The 17,364-nt window shown below is 64.1% G+C and carries 14 protein-coding genes; 9 read left to right on the top strand and 5 right to left on the bottom strand.

What is annotated here, in order from left to right:
• Positions 1-54 precede the first annotated feature (54 nt).
• The 5 genes from fliG to I6L45_RS12430 form a co-directional block, all read right to left on the bottom strand.
• Positions 55-1,116 (bottom strand): flagellar motor switch protein FliG, encoded by a 1,062-nt coding sequence (fliG, locus tag I6L45_RS12450; RefSeq protein WP_043761994.1) that lies wholly within the window; start codon positions 1,114-1,116, stop codon positions 55-57.
• Positions 1,109-2,812, bottom strand: a complete 1,704-nt coding sequence (gene fliF, locus I6L45_RS12445; RefSeq protein ID WP_167576850.1) for a flagellar basal-body MS-ring/collar protein FliF — start codon at positions 2,810-2,812, stop codon at positions 1,109-1,111. The genes fliG and fliF overlap by 8 nt, the downstream gene beginning before the upstream one ends.
• 55 nt (positions 2,813-2,867) lie before the next feature.
• Positions 2,868-3,185: a flagellar hook-basal body complex protein FliE gene (gene fliE, locus I6L45_RS12440; protein ID WP_043761998.1), complete on the bottom strand. Its 318-nt coding sequence runs from the start codon at positions 3,183-3,185 to the stop codon at positions 2,868-2,870.
• Between the two features lie 121 nt (positions 3,186-3,306).
• Complete coding sequence (locus tag I6L45_RS12435; protein WP_043761999.1) at positions 3,307-3,693, bottom strand: hypothetical protein; 387 nt, start codon at positions 3,691-3,693, stop codon at positions 3,307-3,309.
• Between the two features lie 148 nt (positions 3,694-3,841).
• A complete protein-coding gene (locus I6L45_RS12430) occupies positions 3,842-4,618 on the bottom strand; it encodes a hypothetical protein (RefSeq protein ID WP_134696592.1) in 777 nt (258 codons plus the stop codon).
• A gap of 299 nt (positions 4,619-4,917) precedes the next feature.
• Between I6L45_RS12430 and rimO the strand changes: the two genes are divergently transcribed.
• The 9 genes from rimO to I6L45_RS12385 all read left to right on the top strand — a co-directional run bounded on the left by rimO (position 4,918) and on the right by I6L45_RS12385 (position 17,178).
• On the top strand, positions 4,918-6,246 hold the full coding sequence (gene rimO / locus I6L45_RS12425; RefSeq protein WP_216982228.1) for a 30S ribosomal protein S12 methylthiotransferase RimO: 1,329 nt from the start codon (positions 4,918-4,920) through the stop codon (positions 6,244-6,246).
• Between the two features lie 544 nt (positions 6,247-6,790).
• On the top strand, positions 6,791-8,473 hold the full coding sequence (locus I6L45_RS12420) for an ABC transporter substrate-binding protein (protein WP_134696945.1): 1,683 nt from the start codon (positions 6,791-6,793) through the stop codon (positions 8,471-8,473).
• Between the two features lie 117 nt (positions 8,474-8,590).
• Entirely contained in the window at positions 8,591-9,574 is a 984-nt protein-coding gene (locus I6L45_RS12415) for an ABC transporter permease (RefSeq protein ID WP_043762006.1), read from the top strand.
• A 1-nt stretch (position 9,575) separates the two neighbouring features.
• Positions 9,576-10,487, top strand: a complete 912-nt coding sequence (locus I6L45_RS12410; protein ID WP_043762008.1) for an ABC transporter permease — start codon at positions 9,576-9,578, stop codon at positions 10,485-10,487.
• 106 nt (positions 10,488-10,593) lie between these two features.
• Complete coding sequence (locus I6L45_RS12405) at positions 10,594-11,616, top strand: ABC transporter ATP-binding protein (protein WP_216982227.1); 1,023 nt, start codon at positions 10,594-10,596, stop codon at positions 11,614-11,616.
• Positions 11,617-11,627: 11 nt separating this feature from the next.
• A complete protein-coding gene (locus I6L45_RS12400; RefSeq protein ID WP_216982226.1) occupies positions 11,628-12,626 on the top strand; it encodes an ABC transporter ATP-binding protein in 999 nt (332 codons plus the stop codon).
• Positions 12,627-12,732: 106 nt separating this feature from the next.
• A complete protein-coding gene (locus I6L45_RS12395; protein ID WP_216982225.1) occupies positions 12,733-14,472 on the top strand; it encodes a glycoside hydrolase family 9 protein in 1,740 nt (579 codons plus the stop codon).
• A complete protein-coding gene (locus tag I6L45_RS12390) occupies positions 14,465-15,337 on the top strand; it encodes a BadF/BadG/BcrA/BcrD ATPase family protein (protein WP_216982224.1) in 873 nt (290 codons plus the stop codon). Before I6L45_RS12395 ends, I6L45_RS12390 begins: the two co-directional genes overlap by 8 nt.
• Positions 15,322-17,178 carry a beta-N-acetylhexosaminidase gene (locus I6L45_RS12385; RefSeq protein ID WP_216982223.1) on the top strand — a complete coding sequence of 619 codons (1,857 nt, stop codon included), beginning with the start codon at positions 15,322-15,324 and terminating at the stop codon, positions 17,176-17,178. The genes I6L45_RS12390 and I6L45_RS12385 overlap by 16 nt, the downstream gene beginning before the upstream one ends.
• Positions 17,179-17,364: the final 186 nt, after the last annotated feature.

Raw genomic sequence — 17,364 nt, 5'->3', positions numbered from 1 at the left:
CTATCGAGAGCCGGATGCAGGGGCCGGTATCATCGCACATTTATGACCCTGGGCTTAGAGGAACTCTTCGCCACCGCCGGAACCCAGCATGATCTCGCCCGCATCCGCCAGACGGCGCGCGGTGGAGAGGATCTCCTTCTGGGCGGCTTCCACTTCGGAGACCCGGATAGGGCCCATGGCCTCCAGATCGTCCGCCAGCATCTCGGCGGCCCGTTTGGACATGTTCTTGAAGACTTTTTCCCGCATCTGGTCGTCCGAGCCCTTGAGGGCGCGCTGCAGCAGATCGCCGGGCACTTCCCGCAGCAGGGTCTGGATGCCACGGTCGTCCACGTCGATGAGGTTCTCGAACACGAACATCAGATCCTGGATCTGCTGGCTCATCTCCTCGTCCGACTCGCGGATGGAGTCCATCAGCTGGCCTTCGATGTTGGTGTCCAGGTAGTTCATGATGTTGGCGGCAGCCTTGAGGCCCCCCATCTTCGCGGCCTGGGCACCGGCCGCACCGGCGAACTGTTTCTCCATGATGTCGTTGAGCTCCTGCAGCGCCGCCGGTTGCACCTCTTCCAGGTTGGCGATACGCATCACCAGATCCAGGCGCACCTGCTCCGGGAACTGGCTCAGGATCTCGGCGGACTGCTCGGGTTCCAGGTAGGAGAGGACGATGGTCTGGATCTGCGGGTGCTCGTTCTGGATGATGCTGGCCACCTGGCGCGCATCCATCCACTTGAGGGAGTCGAGGCCGCGGGCACCTGATCCCAGGATGATCTGGTCCACCAGGTTGCTGGCCTTGTCCTCCCCGAGCGCCGCCACCAGGGCCTTGCGCACGAAGTCTTCGCTGCCGATGCCGATGTTGGTGTACTTCTGGATGTCGTCGATAAATTGACGATGCACCGCCGCCACCCGGTCGTGACTGAAATCCGACATCGAGGCCATGGACATGCCGAGCCGCTGCACCTGTTTGGGCTCGAGGTGGCGGAAGATCTGGGCCGCGTCCTCCTCGTTGAGGCTCAGCATCAGCACCGCCGCCATCTCCATGCCACCCATCTGGTCCAGGATCAGGCGCTGGCTTTCGGTGATGTCGTTGCCGGTGACCTGGCTTTTATTCTCTTCAGGCATCTTTGGTTACCCACTCTTTGATGACCTGGGCGGCCAGGTCAGGTTCATTCGCTACCAGGGCGCGCACGGCCTTCAGCAGATCCTCGTCACGGTGCAGATCCGGCAGCTTGAGCTGGCCATCCCGCAGACCGAACACCGGCTCGGCCTCGGCCTGGGCAGCCAGCAGGCTCAGCTCGTCGTCGCCACCCAGCACGGTGTGGTTGTCGAAGTCCAGCTCCCCTTCCGGCTTGGCATCCGGGTAGAGCAGGCGCTTGAGCATGGGGCGCACCACGGTGACGATGAGCACTATGATGACCAGCACGGAGGCGGCGATGCGCACCGCGCGCCAGAACCAGGGCTGCTCGTAGACGGGAATGTCGGCCACGGTCTCCAGCTCGGGGCGGTTGAACGGGATGGCGACCACCTCCAGGGTGTCCCCCCGGGTCACGTCAAACCCGAGACCACCGCTCAGCAGACGGCGCAGGGTGTCAAGCTCGGCCTGGCTGCGGGCCTCACGGGTCACGGCGCCGTCGGCGCCGGGCACCGCCTTGTAGTCCACCGCCACCGACACCGTCATGCGACGAATGCCGCCCTGTTGGCGCCGGATATGGCTGACGGTGGTGTCCAGTTCGAAGTTGCGGGTCGCCTCCTTGCGGGAGCGGCCGGAAGAGGTGGTTCCCCCCTCCCCGCCAGCGGCCTGCTCGGGAATGTTGGAGGCGGCGGGGGGCTGGTTGGAGAGCGCGCCAGGCACGCCGCCATTGCTGCCGTTGGCGCTGTTCTCTTCCACCGTCATCTCGGAGCGCACGGCCGGCAGGTCCGGGTTGTAGGTCTTGCGGGTCTGCTCCTGCTGGGAGAAGTCGAGGGAGAGATCCACCTCGGCGGTATAGTTGTCGGCCCCGAGCACCGGGATCAGGATGGCGTCAATTTTTTGTTTGTATTCCAGCTCCTGCTTCTGCTGCATCGCAAACTCCTTGCGAGTCTGGGCAGAGAGGGGATCCTGGGAGCCGGAGTTGAGCAGGCGACCGTTCTGATCGGTCACGGTGACACGGGTCGGCTCCAGACCGTGGACGGCGGAGGCCACCATGTCGACGATGGAGTCCACCTCCCCCTGGCCGAGGGCGGTGCCCTTGAGGCTCAGCACCACGGTGGCGCTCGGTTTGCGCTCGTTGCGGGCGAACACGTTGTCTTTGGGAATGGCCAGCAGCACCTGGGCCTTGGCCACATTCTGGAACTGCTCGATGGCGCTCGCCAGCTGGCGCTCGCGGCTCAGTTTGAGGCGCTCGCTCTCCATGCGCTGGCTCACGCCGAAGCTGGAGTCCTTGAGCAGGATGGCCTCGCCGTCGTTGCTGGCGTCACTGCTGCTGGCCAGACCGGCACGGGTCAGGCGCAGACGGATATCCGCATAGTTCTCGGCGCTGACCAGCACGCTCTTGCCATCCACCTGGTAGGGGATCTTCTGCTGATCGAGGTAATCCAGGGTGGAGACCAGCTCCTGGGTGTTGAAGGTGCCGAGGGGACGCATCTCCGGCTCCTTGCCCCACAAGAGGATGAAGACGGCGATGGCGAGGCAGATGGTCAACCCCAGGATCAGGGTGATCTGGCGCAGCACATCGGTGTTGGACAGGAAGCCCAGCGCCGAGCTCTTCTGCTCTTGCTCGTCGAGGGCGGCGCCCCCCTCGTTGTTCATCAGCAGATCGCCGTTTTGATCAGTTGCCACGGTTTATGTCCTTGTTGCTGACATCGTCATGATGCTCGGTCGCCATGAGCCTGGGTCAGACCGGCATGTTCATGATGGTCTTGTAGGCATCGACCATCTTGTTGCGCACCTGCACCGTCGCCTCGAAGGCGATGGAGGATTTCTGCCCGGCGATCATCACCTCGGAGAGGTCCACCGACTTGTCACCCAGATCGAAACGGGTGCGCAGATCGTTGGCGGCGCCCTGCAGTTCGTTGACGTTGTCGAGGGCCTGCTGCAACATCTGGCCAAAGTCGGAGCTGACCTGGCGACCGGGTTGGGTCAGCGGCGTGGCACCGGCTTCGACCCTGAGAGCCTGCATCTCTTGCATCAGGCTGCTTGCGCTTATTTCCATCTTCCCTTCCCAGACAAATCATTGACACTGACACTCCCCAAGCAATAAGAATGCCAATTAGGGAAGAGTGCCCTCACATCGGGGCACAGGGTGATCGCAGGGAAGAGGACGAACCGGTCACTCAGGGGCGCGGCACCGCCCCTTCTCCCAGCAGCAGTCTGAGATAGCTGAGGTGCAGATCGTAGTGCTCCCCGGCGGGCAGCTTGACCAGCACCTCGTCATGCAGATAGCCCGCACGGCTCACCGCCAGCTCGGGAGGAACCAGCCCCACCGCCACCAGCCGGGTGACGATGGCCTGTGCCAGCGCCATGGTCGCCTCGTCGGCACGCCCCCAGCCGAAGTGGCCCCGGTATGTCGACCCCTCGTCGGGCTCGAGCGGGGAGATCTGATCCCCCCAGACCCAGAAGGCCGTGGGGATCCCCTCCTGCAGACGCAGAAAAATGCTCTGCTTGTCCCACTCCCTGCTCTGGACTGCGTCCGCCCCGTCCTGTGCTGATGCTTGTGTCATACCCATTTCCTTGTCCTGCTGACGAACCTGGTTGCGCCCATGAAAAAGAGGGCCGAAGGCCCTCTTTTTACTGCAATTCACGCCATTTAAACAGACGGCAACGCACCCTGTTCGAAGAAAAACCGGCGGCTGCTCAAGGCCTGTACAATCACGGGTTCAGATCCCCGTCCAGCCAGTACTTGGAACCCGAAATATTGGCGTCCAGCAACAGCCCCTTCTCGCCAATCTGGTAGATGGCCATGCCGCCATTGTACTTGGCGGTGAGCTCGGCGCTCTCCTTGCCGGCCACGGCCCCCACTTCGGAGGTGGCTTCCCAGCCCTTGTTGACGAAGGCATCGAAGCGGGCCTGGTCCTCAAACAGGATCACCTGCTGATAGAACTTGCCGCCGAGCCCGGCCGCGAGGCCGGCACCGAACATCTTCATATAGGTGTGCTTGCCGGTCGTGCGGTTGACGGCCACCCCGGAGCCCTGATTGGTGTGGATCATCAGGGAGAACTTGCGAGAGTCGAAGACCGCATAGCCATAAGCCTGGTCAAACAGCAACTTGGCGGAAGGCTGCTCGTTGAACAGCCGTACCAGGGCGGTATCGGCCATGGTATCGAGCGCGGCTCTGGCCTCGTCCGGAGTCTTGGGTTCGAGCATGGTGTCGAGCTTCTTGTCCGCGGCGTCGAGCCACTCCTTGCCGGTGGCCGCACTCTCCGCCGTCCAGGCGCCGGCCTTGCTGTAGGTTTCGGCCCCCCAGTTGGACACCGACTCCCAGGTCTGCTTGGAAAAATCGGTGATGTCCTTCCACGCCTCCTTGCTGGTGTCGCTCACCGCGGTGCCAAGCTCCGAGGCTGCCTCCTTCACCTTCGCCCAGTCGGCGTGGCCCGGGGTCGATGCCAGCACCAGGGCCGCGGCAATCACAGTCAATCGAATCTTCATTCTCTCCTCCAGCGTCCACAATGGGTCGAGGGTCACAGTAGCAGATTGGCAGGGCTTCCGGTCAAGGTCACGGCAGGAAAAAGAGTCAATCGGTGACGTATGCCGGGGCGATGCCGCTCCTCTCCCCTCTGCTGGTCGGGGTCCGTCCCGCCATTCCCCTTGGCGTGGCACGGCCCCCGGACCATCCTGCCCCGCCGTAAATATTGTTCGGGCCACCAGCGCCGGTTGTATAGTTTTTGGTTAGCCATTCCGGTAAAATCCGCGCCCTTGAATAAGAGCCACCTAAGAGTGATTGAGCGATGTCCAACACAAAACAGGCCCCCAAAGTAGGATTCGTCTCCTTGGGTTGCCCCAAAAACCTGGTCGATTCCGAGCGCATCCTGACCCAGCTGCGTACCGAAGGGTACGACGTGGTGCCCAGCTATGACGATGCGGAGCTGGTGGTGGTCAACACCTGCGGCTTCATCGACAGTGCGGTGCAGGAGTCCCTGGAAGCCATCGGCGAGGCCCTGGCCGAAAACGGCAAGGTGATTGTCACCGGCTGCCTTGGCGCCAAAGAGAACCAGATCCGCGAGATCCACCCCAAGGTGCTCGAGATCACCGGTCCCCACGCCTATGAAGAGGTGCTGGGCCACGTTCACAAGTACGTGGAAAAGCCGACCCACAACCCCTTCACCAGCCTGGTGCCGGCCCAGGGCGTCAAGCTGACCCCCCGTCACTACGCCTATCTGAAGATTTCCGAAGGCTGCAACCACCGCTGCACCTTCTGCATCATCCCCTCCATGCGCGGGGATCTGGTGAGCCGCCCCATCGGCGAGGTACTGGCCGAAGCCAAGCGCCTGAAAGAGGCCGGCGTGAAGGAGATCCTGGTCATCTCCCAGGACACCTCCGCCTACGGCGTGGACGTCAAGCACCGCACCGGCTTCTACGACGGCATGCCGGTCAAGACCAGCATGGTGGCCCTGTGCGAGGAGCTGGCCAAGCTCGGCATGTGGGTGCGCCTGCACTACGTCTACCCGTACCCGCACGTGGATGACGTCATCCCGCTGATGCGCGACGGCAAGATCCTCCCCTACCTGGACATCCCGCTGCAGCACGCCAGCCCGCGCATCCTGAAGTTGATGAAGCGTCCCGGCTCCGTCGAGCGCACCCTGGAGCGCATCCAGAAGTGGCGCGAGATCTGCCCCGAGATCACCCTGCGCTCCACCTTCATTGTCGGCTTCCCCGGCGAGACCGAAGAAGAGTTCCAGATGCTGCTGGACTTCATCGACAAGGCGGAGCTGGATCGGGTCGGCTGCTTCAAGTACAGCCCGGTCGAGGGCGCCAAGGCCAACGAACTGCCGGATCCGGTGCCGGCCGAGGTGCAGGAGGAGCGCTTCCAGCGCTTCATGGAGCTGCAACAGCAGGTCTCCATCCGCAAGCTCGCCCGCAAGGTCGGCAAGGAGATGCTGGTGCTGATCGACGAAGTGGACGAAGAGGGAGCCACCGGCCGCTCCGCCGCCGATGCCCCCGAGATCGACGGCCTGGTCTACCTGAACGGTGAAACCGGCCTCAAGCCCGGCGACATGGTCAAGGTTCGCATCGACGAGGCGGACGAGTACGACCTCTGGGCCAGCCTGATCGCGTAATCACGCCAGCATGCCCCACAAAGCCAGTCGGTCGCACCGACTGGCTTTTTTATTGCCGGCAGGAAAACGCCTCCCTGTCAGTGATGCCTCTTCACGCACCGCCCCCGTACCTTTCCGTCGGCCCTGCTCGCCATCCCCCTTCCCACCCGTGAGCCAGCGCACAGTTCCGCCCGGTCGCAGATATCCCTTCTTTCCTGCTCAAAAAAAAGCGCCGAATGTGGATAAAAAACGTGCACGATCCACCTCACATTATCGCCCTTGCCTCGTCATTCAGGGTCACTTTGTGCTTCGTGAGAATTAATGTAACTGTATAATTCAAAAGGATTAATAATACATTTTGACGATAATGACGAGAACACTCGAGTTTTTACGATATCGACGAAATGAAGAGTTGTTGTTTTCCTGTTAACTCTGCTTTTCTAAGGGCGTTGGATGACACAACTACAAGGGTGAAAAACCTGACCAACATTGAGGGCCGGTATCCAAGCATGGGATCCGGTGCTCCATTCCAAAACCATGGAAGACCAATAAGAAAGGAAAAAATATGCTTGCCAAAGTATCCAAAATCGCTACCTCGGTCATGCTGGGGACTCTGCTTGCCGGTGCCACCGGCGCTGCCATGGCCGCCGACAACAAGACGGTGCTGACCCTGGTTGCCCAGCAGGAAACCGCATGGGTCAAAAACTTCAACCCCTTCCTGCAGGCGGGTCTGCTGCACACCACCCGTCACTTCATCTATGAGCCCCTGGTGATCTTCAACGATATGCAGGGTGGCAAACCCGTCTATCGCCTGGCCACCAACTACGCGTTCAGCGATGACCTGACATCCGTCACCTTCGATCTCCGTGAAGGGGTCAAGTGGTCTGACGGCGAAGGCTTCGACGCCGATGACGTGCTATTCTCCTTCAACCTGGTCAAGGCCAACAAGGCGCTGGATGAGCGCTCCATCTGGACCCAGGTGAAGAATGTCGAGAAGCTGGGCCAGTACAAGGTCAAGTTCGATCTGGCCGCCGTCAACACCAACGTGGTGAACGACATCGTACTGGTGCCCATCGTGCCCGAGCACCAGTGGAAGTCGGTAAAAGACCCGGTTGCCTTCACCAACGACAAGCCGGTCGGGACCGGTCCCTTCACCGAAGTGGACAACTTCTCCGCCCAGCTCTATACCCAGTGCCGCAACCCGCACTACTGGGACAACGCCAACCTCGCCATCGACTGCCTGCGCATGCCGCAGATGGCCACCAACGATCAGGTGCTGGCCGCCGTGATGAAGGGTGACGTGGACTGGTTCGGTTCCTTCGTGCCGGACATCGAGCGTCTCTATGTCGGCAACGATCCGAAGAACAACAAGTACTGGTTCCCCGCCTCCGGCACAGTGGCGTTCAACGTCAACTTCCAGAGCAAGAACCCGGGCAACAACGAGGCCTTCAACGACATCAACTTCCGCCGCGCCTTCTCCATGGCCATGGACCGTCAGTCCATGGTGGACATCGCGGGCTACGGCTACCCGACCGTCAACGAGTACCCATCGGGCCTGGGCAAGGCATTCGCCTCCTGGGACAACCCGGAAGTCGAGAAGAAATACGGCAAATACAACAAGTTCGACCTGGAAGGGGCCAAGGCCCTGCTGAAGGAAGCGGGCTACAAGGACTGTGACGGCGACAAGTTCCTCGACACCCCGAGCTGCAAGAAGATCGAGTTCAAGGTGCTGGTACCGAACGGCTGGACCGACTGGGTCAACACCGTCCAGATCGGCGTGGAAGGCCTGCAGGCCCTGGGCCTGAATGCCAAGACCGCCACCCCGGAAGCCACCGTCTGGACCGAGTCCCTGATCACCGGTGATTTCGACGTCGCCCTGCAGGGGTACTTTGCCGGTGCCAACCCGCACAAGTACTTCGAGACCGCCTTCCACTCCCGCAACATGGGTGAGCGCGGCAACCGCTTCGCGGCGCCCCGCTACAAGGATCCCGAGCTCGACAAGCTGATCGACGACTTCACCCAGACCGCCGATGCCGCCAAGCAGAAGGAGATCATGTTCGCCATCCAGGAGCGTGTCGGGGCCAACCAGACCATCATCCCGGTGTTCAACAACCCGACCTGGTACGAATACAGCACCAAGCGCTTCAATGGCTGGTTCAGTGCCGACAACCCGGTCGCCAAGCCGCAGGTACACCCGGACACCCCGGAACGTCTGCTGCACGTGCTGTCACTCAAGCCAAACAGCTAATCACCCCGGCCCCCTGCGGGGGGCCCTCTTCCCCGCCATGTCTTTCATCCCCCGCACTCGCCGGGGTTGGGGGAGCTTTGCCCGGCGCGGGGCAGGCTTGCAGTAAAAGGTATCACCATGGGATTTATACTTAGACGCTTCTCCTTCTATCTGGTCGCCTTCCTGGTGGCCGCCACCATCAACTTCCTGTTGCCCAGAGCCATGCCGGGGGATCCCGTCTCCGTCATGTTTGCCCGGGCCGGCGCCATGATGGAGCCCGCCGCGCTGGAGGCCCTCAAGGCCACCTTCGGCTTCGTGGACGGCCCCATCGGCACCCAGTTTCTCGCCTATGTGAAGAGTGTCTTCACCTGGGACCTCGGCACCTCGGTGCGCTACTACCCCCAACCGGTCGCCGACGTGCTCGGACGCGCCATCGGCTGGACCCTGTTCCTGGTGGGCACCTCCACCATACTGAGCTTCTCCATCGGCTCCATCGTCGGCATCTTCGCCGCCTGGTACCGGGGCGGACGCATGGACAGCATCCTCTCCCCGCTCACCCTGGTGATGCAGGCCATCCCTCCCGTGGTGGTCTCCCTGCTCGCCCTCTTCCTGTTCGGGGTGAGCCTCGGCTGGCTGCCCATCGGCTACGCCTACAGCCCTGAAATAAAGGCCGATTTCGGCTGGGAGCACATCAAGAGCATCCTGCTGCACGCCATCATGCCGGTGGGCACCCTGGCCATCGTCCAGGTGGGCGGCTTCCTCATCACCATGCGCAACAACATGATCAACCTGCTGGGCGAGGACTACATCACCATGGCCAAGGCCAAGGGACTCTCCAGCAACCGGGTGATATTCAACTACGGCGCCCGCAACGCCGTGTTGCCCAGCGTCACCGCCCTCTCCATGGCGCTCGGTTTCGTCATCGGCGGCTCCCTCATCACCGAGGTGATCTTCAACTATCCCGGCCTGGGCCTGACTCTCTATCAGGGCATCCTGGCCCGTGACTATCCCCTCATCCAGGGGCAACTGCTCATCATGACCATCACCATGCTCAGCTTCAACTTCCTGGCCGACGTGCTCTACGTCTTCCTGGATCCCCGTCTGCGTACAGGAGGCAAATAAGATGCGTATGCCGACCATTCTCAAGATATTGCTGGGCAACAAGAAGGCTGCCTTCGGCCTCGCCATCGTCGTCACCTTCGTGCTGATGGCGCTGTTTGCCCCCCTGCTCGCCAGCAACGAGCCCACCAAGCGGGTGGCCCGCCCCCACCAGCCCCCCGGCGTGGAGCTGGTGATGGGGTCGAACCGCATGGGCCACGATCTCTGGTCCCAGTTCACCCACGGCGCCCGCATCTCCCTGCTGGTGGGCTTCGGGGCGGGTCTGCTTGTGTGTGCGCTGGCCATCACGGTCGGCATCACCGCTGGTTACTTCGGCGGCGTGGTGGACGAGTGCCTCACCTTCCTGATGAACGTGGTGCTGGTGATCCCCAACCTCCCCTTGCTACTGGTGTTGGCGAGCTTTATCGGGGAGGCGTCACCCATGGTGATCGCCCTCATCATCGGATTTACCTCCTGGGCCTATGGCGCCCGCGTCATCCGCGCCCAGACCCTGGCCCTGCGGGAGAAGGAGTTCGTCATCGCCGCCGAGGTACTGGGTGAGCCGGCCTGGCGCATCATCCTGGTGGAGATACTGCCGAACCTCATCTCCATCATCGGCGTGAGCTTCATCGGCTCCATCATCTACGCCATCGTCACCGAGGCGACCCTGGAGTTCCTGGGTCTTGGCGACCCGACCGTGGTGAGCTGGGGCATCATGCTCTACAACGCCCAGACCTCGAGCGCCATCCTGGTGGGCGCCTGGTGGGAGATCCTGGCCCCCTGCTTCGCCATCGCCACCCTGGGCGCGGGTCTGGCCATGCTCAACTTCGCCATCGACGAGATAGCGAACCCGCAGCTGCGCTCCCACAAGGGGTTGAACCGCTGGAAGAAACTCAGTGCCCCTGCCCCGCTCAACGCTCAGGAGAAGACAGCATGATCCTGCAACAACCCCTGTTACAGCTTCGCACTCTCCATGAGAAGGGCCTGTGCCGCTGGAAGCAGCTCGCCGCCCCGGCACCAGTCAACGCTCAGGAGAAGACAGCATGACCCTGCAACAACCCCTGCTGTCGGTTCGCAATCTCTGCGTCGACTACATCACCGAAAACGGCGACGTGCGCGCCGTCAACTCGGTCAGTTTTGACATCATGCCGGGGGAGGTCTTCGGCCTCGCCGGCGAGTCGGGCTGCGGCAAGTCCACCGTCGCCTTCTCGGTGGCCAGGCTGCACAAGCCGCCCGCCTACATCAGCGGCGGCGAGATCCGCTTCAAGGGGGAGAACATCCTCTCCTTCGACGACGAGCGGCTGCGCAGCTACCGCTGGCGCCAGGCGAGCGTGGTGTTCCAGTCCGCCATGAACGCGCTCAACCCCGTGCTGCGCATGGAGGAGCAGTTCTGCGACGTCTTGCTGGTCCACAACCCGGGGCTGACCCGCTATGAGGCGATCAAGCGCGCCCAGGAGCTGCTCGCCATCGTCGACATCCACCCGAGCCGGCTCAAGGACTACCCGCACCAGTTCTCCGGCGGCATGCGCCAGCGGCTGGTGATCGCCATCGCCATGGCGCTCAACCCCGAGCTGCTCATCATGGACGAGCCCACCACGGCGCTGGACGTGGTGGTGCAGCGGGAGATCCTGCAGAAGGTCTATGCGCTCAAAGAGAAGTTCAACTTCTCCATCCTCTTCATCACCCACGACCTCTCGCTGATGGTCGAGTTCTGCGATCGCATCGGCATCATGTACGCGGGGGAGCTGGTGGAGGTGGCGCCGGCCAAGGCGATCCTGACCGCGCCCCTGCACCCCTACACCCGAGGGCTCGGCAACTCCTTCCCGCCCCTGCACGGCCCGAAGACGGTGCTGGAGGGGATCCCCGGCACCCCGCTCAACCTGCTGGAGGTGCCGGTCGGCTGCCGCTTCCAGGCCCGCTGCGCCAAGGTGCACGACCGCTGCCGCCAGGAGTACACCGCCCTGACCGAGATCCGGCCCGGGCAACAGGCTGCCTGCCATCTCTATGAGGCAGCAGAGGAACAACAGGATCTCCCGATCCATCTGGACAAGGCCGCTGGCTGTTAAGGATGTCTGTCATGCAAATCGCCCAAACCGATGCGCCCATCATCGAGGTCCAGCACCTCTACAAGGATTTTCCCGTCAACTCCAACTCCATCAAGAGCGGCAAGATGCGGGCGCTGTCCGACATCACCTTCAACCTGCACCGGGGCCGCGCCCTGGCGGTGGTAGGGGAGTCCGGCTCCGGCAAGAGCACCATCGCCAAGATCATCGCCAAGATGTACAAGCTCTCCAACGGCCGCATCCTCTATCGCGGCCGGGATCTGGAGGAGTTCAACAAGGGCACCGCCCTGCTGGACTACCGCCAGAGCGTGCAGATGGTGTGGCAGGACCCGTTCGGTTCATTGAACCCGACCCACACCATCTACCACCACATCGCCCGCCCCCTGCTGCTGCACAGCAAGGTGAACGACAAGCGGGATCTGCCCGACATGGTCTACGGCCTGCTGGAGAAGGTGGGGCTGACCCCCGCCAAGGCGACCGCGGCCAAGTACCCCCACCAGCTCTCCGGCGGCCAGCGCCAGCGGGTCAATATCGCCCGCAACCTGGCGGTAGAAGCCGAGGTGGTGCTGGCGGACGAGCCCACCTCCATGCTCGACGTCTCCATTCGCATCGGCATCCTCAACCTGATGGAGCAGATGAAGAACGAGCTCGGCGTCTCCATGCTCTACATCACCCACGACATCGCCACCGCCCGCTACGTAGCGGAGGATCTGGCGGTCATGTACGTGGGCCACATGGTGGAGTGGGGCGAGGTGGACGAGATCCTGCACCACCCTCAGCACCCCTACACCCAGCTGCTCATCTCAGCGGTGCCGGATCCCGAGAAGAGCATCCACGCCGAGCTGGAGGGGGGACGCAAGGGGGAGATCCCGCTCTGGACCCCGGAATCCCGCGGCTGCCCGTTTGCCGGACGCTGCCACCAGGCAATGCCCCGCTGCAAGGAGAGCCTGCCCCCCGTGACCCGACTCGCCGACAACCACTTCGTGCGCTGCTACCTGCACGAACAGGGATGAGTTGGCCCGCGGCCGGAGGCACCTCCGGCCACGCCTCGAGCCGGGGCCGGCCGCGCCCCGCTATCTGCCTCACTCGCCACGGGTGAGCCACCGGAGTAATGCCTTGATGGAACTCTTGATCAACCAGGTGGGCTATGAGTGCGACGGGGAGAAGATCGCCCTGCTGCAGACCCCCTCCGACCTCCCCCTCCACGGCCATGTCAGGCTGCTGCGCCAGGGGGACGACCAAGCCCTGCTGGAGGTGCCGCTGCAGCCCGCCGGCCGGGTCGACGGCTGGCAGGGCCGCGCCTACTGGCGCGCCGACCTGTCCGCCTGCCGGGAGCACGGCCACTACCGGCTGGAGGCCGTCATCCGCGTCGCCACAGAGGCCGGCCCACGCGAGCACCTCGTCCGCTCCGCTCCCTTTGCCATCGGCCGTGGGCTGCTGGCCGAGCGCTGCCTCTCCGACGTCATCCACTACTTCAAGGGCCAGCGTGCGAGCGGTGCCTTCGATCGGGCCGATCGCAACGCCCGCCTCGTGGGCACCGACCGGCGCCGGGACGTGCACGGCGGCTGGTTTGACGCCAGCGGCGATGTGAGCAAGTACCTGAGCCACCTCTCCTACGCCAACTACCTCAACCCCCAGCAGACCCCATTGGTGGTCTGGGCCCTGCTCAAGAGCCGCGAGCTGCTGGCGACCCGCGGCGACATCGACGGCATCAACCTGTGCAAGCGGCTCAACGACGAGGGGCTGCACGGCGCCGATTTCCTCTGCCGCATGCAGGACGAGAGCGGCTTCTTCTACATGACCCTGTTCGACAAGTGGAGCAAGGATCCCGAGCAGCGGGAGCTGTGCACCTACGCCACCCAGCAGGGGCTCAAGTCCGCCAGCTGGCAGGCGGGCTTCAGGCAGGGGGGCGGCATGGCCATCGCCGCCCTGGCCCGCGCCGCCCGCGAGCGCGTCGGCGGTGACTTCGACACCGGCCACTATGCCGAGGCGGCCAGGCGCGGCTACCTGCACCTGCGCGAGCGCAACCTCGCCTATCTGGACGACGGAGCCGAGAACATCATCGACGACTACTGCGCCCTGCTGGCGGCGGTCGAGCTGACCAAAACATTGGGCCCCGAGTGGCTCGGCGAGGCGCGGGATCGGGCCGGCAAGCTGTGCGCCCGCCAGCGTCCCCACCCCGAGCTCGGCCACCATTGGGCCGCCAACGACGATGGCTCGCGCCCCTACTACCACGCCGCCGAGGCGGGCCTGCCGGTGCTGGCCCTGCTGGAATACGTGGGAATCGAGCCGGATCCGGCCCGCAAGGCCGCCGTCCAGACCGTGGTGGAGCAGGCCCTGGCCGCCGAGCTGGCGCTCTGTGCCCGGGCAGGCAACCCCTTCGCCCTCGCTCGCCAGTATGTGAAAGGGGTCGATGAGGCTCCACGCATCAGCTTCTTTATGCCCCACCACAACGAGTCCGGTTACTGGTGGCAGGGGGAGAACGCCAGGCTGGCGTCCCTTGCGACCATGGCCTTTGCCGCCGCCGCGCAGCTGCCGCGCCAGCGCCGCTTGCTGCGCACCTTCGGCCAGCACCAGCTCGACTGGATCCTGGGGCAGAACCCCTTCAACGCCTGCATGCTGGCGGGCCACGGCAGCAACAACCCGGCCTACACCGCCGGCTATCCCAATGCCCTGGGGGGGATCTGCAACGGCATCACCGCCGGCTTCGACGACGAGGCCGACGTGGCCTTTATTCCAGAGGAGTACAAAGACCGGCTGGATCAGAACTGGCGCTGGGGGGAGCAGTGGATCCCACACGGCGCCTGGTTCGCCCTGGCCATCAGCTGGCAGAGCGTACAGGGAGGCTCCCATGATTGAGTTCTGGGTTGGCGTGGACGGCGGCGGCACCCACACCCGGGCCCGCATTCGGGATCGGACCGGCAATCTGCTCGGCGAGGGGCGCGCCGCCGGCTCCAATCTGGAGCTCGGCATTCCCTTTGCCCACGGCAACGTGCTGACGGCCATCGCCAGCGCCCGGCAGGCGGCCGGACTTGACCAGGAGTGCGAACAGCAGATGGGAGTGGGCCTCGCCCTCGCCTCCGCCGAGCTCGCCGACTGCTATCACGCCCTGCTGACCATGCCTTTCCCGTTTGCGAGGGTGAAGCTCACCTCCGATGCCTTCGGTGCCTGTCTGGGCGCCTTCGGCGGTGAGGAGGGGGCCATCCTCATCGCCGGCACCGGCTCGGCTGGGCTCATCTACCGGGATGGCCGGCTGCACACCTGTTCCGGGCGCGGCTTCCCCATCTCGGATCTCGGCAGCGGCGCCTGGCTGGGGCTTCGCGCCATCCAGCAATCCCTGCTCTGTCACGACGGCATTCTGCCCCCCAGCGCCCTGGCGGTGCGACTGATGGATCACTTCAGGCGGGATCAGGCCGAGGTGGTGCGCTGGGCCGCTCGCGCCCTGCCTGCCGACTACGGTCGCTTCGCCCCCTGGGTGTTCGATGCCGCCAGCGACGGGGACGAGCTTGCCAGCCAGCTGCTGGAGGAGACCTGCGCCCAGCTGCAGACGCTGCTGGCGGGGATGCAGCAGCAGGGCGCCCGGCAGATAGCCCTGCTGGGGGGAGTCGGCATGCGCCTCGCCCCCCGCCTTGCCCGTTTCAACCTGGTGACCCCCAAGGCCGATGCCCTTGACGGCGCCATCCTGTTTGCCCAATCAGAGGAATACCCATGTCTGCACCCCTGATCCATACCCAGGTCGATCACCGCGACGGTGAAGACGTCTGGTTCCGCTTCACCCTGAGCCAGCTTCCGGCCACCCCGTGGAAGCTTCACTTCTGCCTCGCCCGCCATATCGATCCCCAGTCCATCGAAGGGGGGACCCTGGAGCGCCAGAGCGGCAGCTACAAGGTGCTGGTGCCCGAGGAGGGGGTCAGCGAGCTGCGTTTCTGCTGTCGCCACACCCCCATCAAGCGCCACTCCGATCTGCCCCAGGGCTTCTTCCTGAGCCTGGACGCCAAGGGGCAGTTGCTGCCCGTGACGCTGGCCGGTGAGGAGCTGGGCCTGCCGGTCCCGCCGCCCGCCGGCCCCGATCTGCCCGAGGTGGAGGCCGCCAACGGCATAGTGCCCCACCCCACCCATCTGATTTACACCGATGGCAACTTCCGGCTGGCGGAGCGGGCCCATGTCAGCGGCCCCGTTCCCCTCGCCCCCCTGCTCGCCCATTTCAACGAGCTGACGGGCCTCGCCCTGACCCAGGATCACGACGCCGAGATCCACCTCGTGGAGGCAGCGCTCGCCCCCGAGGGGTACGAGCTCTCCATCACCACGGAGGGGATCACCATCCGGGCCGCCGGCGAGGCGGGCTGGCGCCACGGGCTGGTGAGCCTGGCCCAGTGGGCCCTGCAGCACGGCGAGAGCCTGCCCTGCCTCGAGCTGACGGACGAACCCCGCTTCGGTTTTCGCGGCATCTTCCTCGACTGTGCCCGCCACTTCCATCCCGTCGCCACCCTCAAGCGCCTGCTCAAGCAGATGAGCCTCTACAAGTTCAACCGCTTCCACTGGCACCTGACCGATGACGAGGGCTGGCGCCTCGAAATCAAGGCCTTCCCCCAGCTGACCGAGGTGGCGGCCTGGCGCGGCCACGGCCTGGCCGTCGGGCCCCAGCTGAGCGGGGGCCCCGACCCTTACGGCGGCTACTACACCCAGAGCGAGGTCCGTGAACTGGTGACCTATGCCGCCGGGCTCGGCATCACCATAGTGCCGGAGATCGACATCCCGGGGCACTGCCACGCCGCCATCAAGGCGCTGCCCGGGCTGCTGGTGGAGGAAGCCGATCACTCCCGCTACCTCTCGGTACAATATTTCGATGACAACGTGCTCAACCCGGCGCTGCCCGGCACCTACCAGTTCCTGGAGACGGTGATGGACGAGGTGTGCGAGCTCTTCCCGGGCTCCCAGATCCACATGGGGGGGGACGAGGTACCGACCGGTGTCTGGACCGACAGCCCCGCCTGTCGCCAGCTGATGGCAAAGGAGGGTTATCAGGATTGCCGCGAGCTGCAGGGCCACCTGCTGCGCCACTGCCAGCGGTACCTGGCTGCCAGAGGCAAGCAGATGCTGGGCTGGGAAGAGATACTGCACGGCGACAAGGTGAGCCGGGAGGCGGCCATCTGTGCCTGGACCAGCTTCCAGGCGGGGCTCGATGCCGCGGCGGCGGGCTATCCCGTGGTGATGGCCCCGGCCCAGTCCCTCTATCTGGACATGGCCTGGAATCAGGACATCCACGAACCCGGCCTCTACTGGGCGGGCACCCTCAATCTGGCACAGGTCTACGCCTGCGATCCCGCGCCAGCCGATTTCCATGCCAACGATAACATCCTGGGGGTGCTCAGCCCCTTGTGGTCGGAACTGATCACCTCTCGCGATCGTCTCGACTACATGTTGTTCCCGCGCCTGCTGGCCACCGCAGAGGTGGCGTGGAGCGATCCCGCCCGCAAGGAGTGGACGCACTTCGCCGCCCGCCTGCCCGGCCAGCTGCAGATCCTCGACACGTTGCAGGTGCGTTACCGGGTGCCACAAAGGTAGTGTTATCTTTCTCTTTTCGGCGACCTTTCGGTCGCCGTTTTTTTACCCTGCAACAACAAAAATCCAACCTAGCCCCTACTTTTTATCCGCCTTTGTTGGCAAAATAAGGCCCCCGATGAAGCCGGGCAAGGCGCCCCGCGCGAGGCTTCGGCTCATCCACAATAACAACCAGCCAGAAGATCGGAG

Origin of the sequence: Aeromonas sp. FDAARGOS 1415 (assembly GCF_019048365.1) — a bacterium.
In the GTDB taxonomy this organism is placed as follows: Bacteria; Pseudomonadota; Gammaproteobacteria; order Enterobacterales; family Aeromonadaceae; genus Aeromonas; species Aeromonas taiwanensis.
The sequence above is the reverse complement of the archived record's forward strand: the minus strand, read 5'-3'. Positions and strand labels throughout refer to the sequence as shown.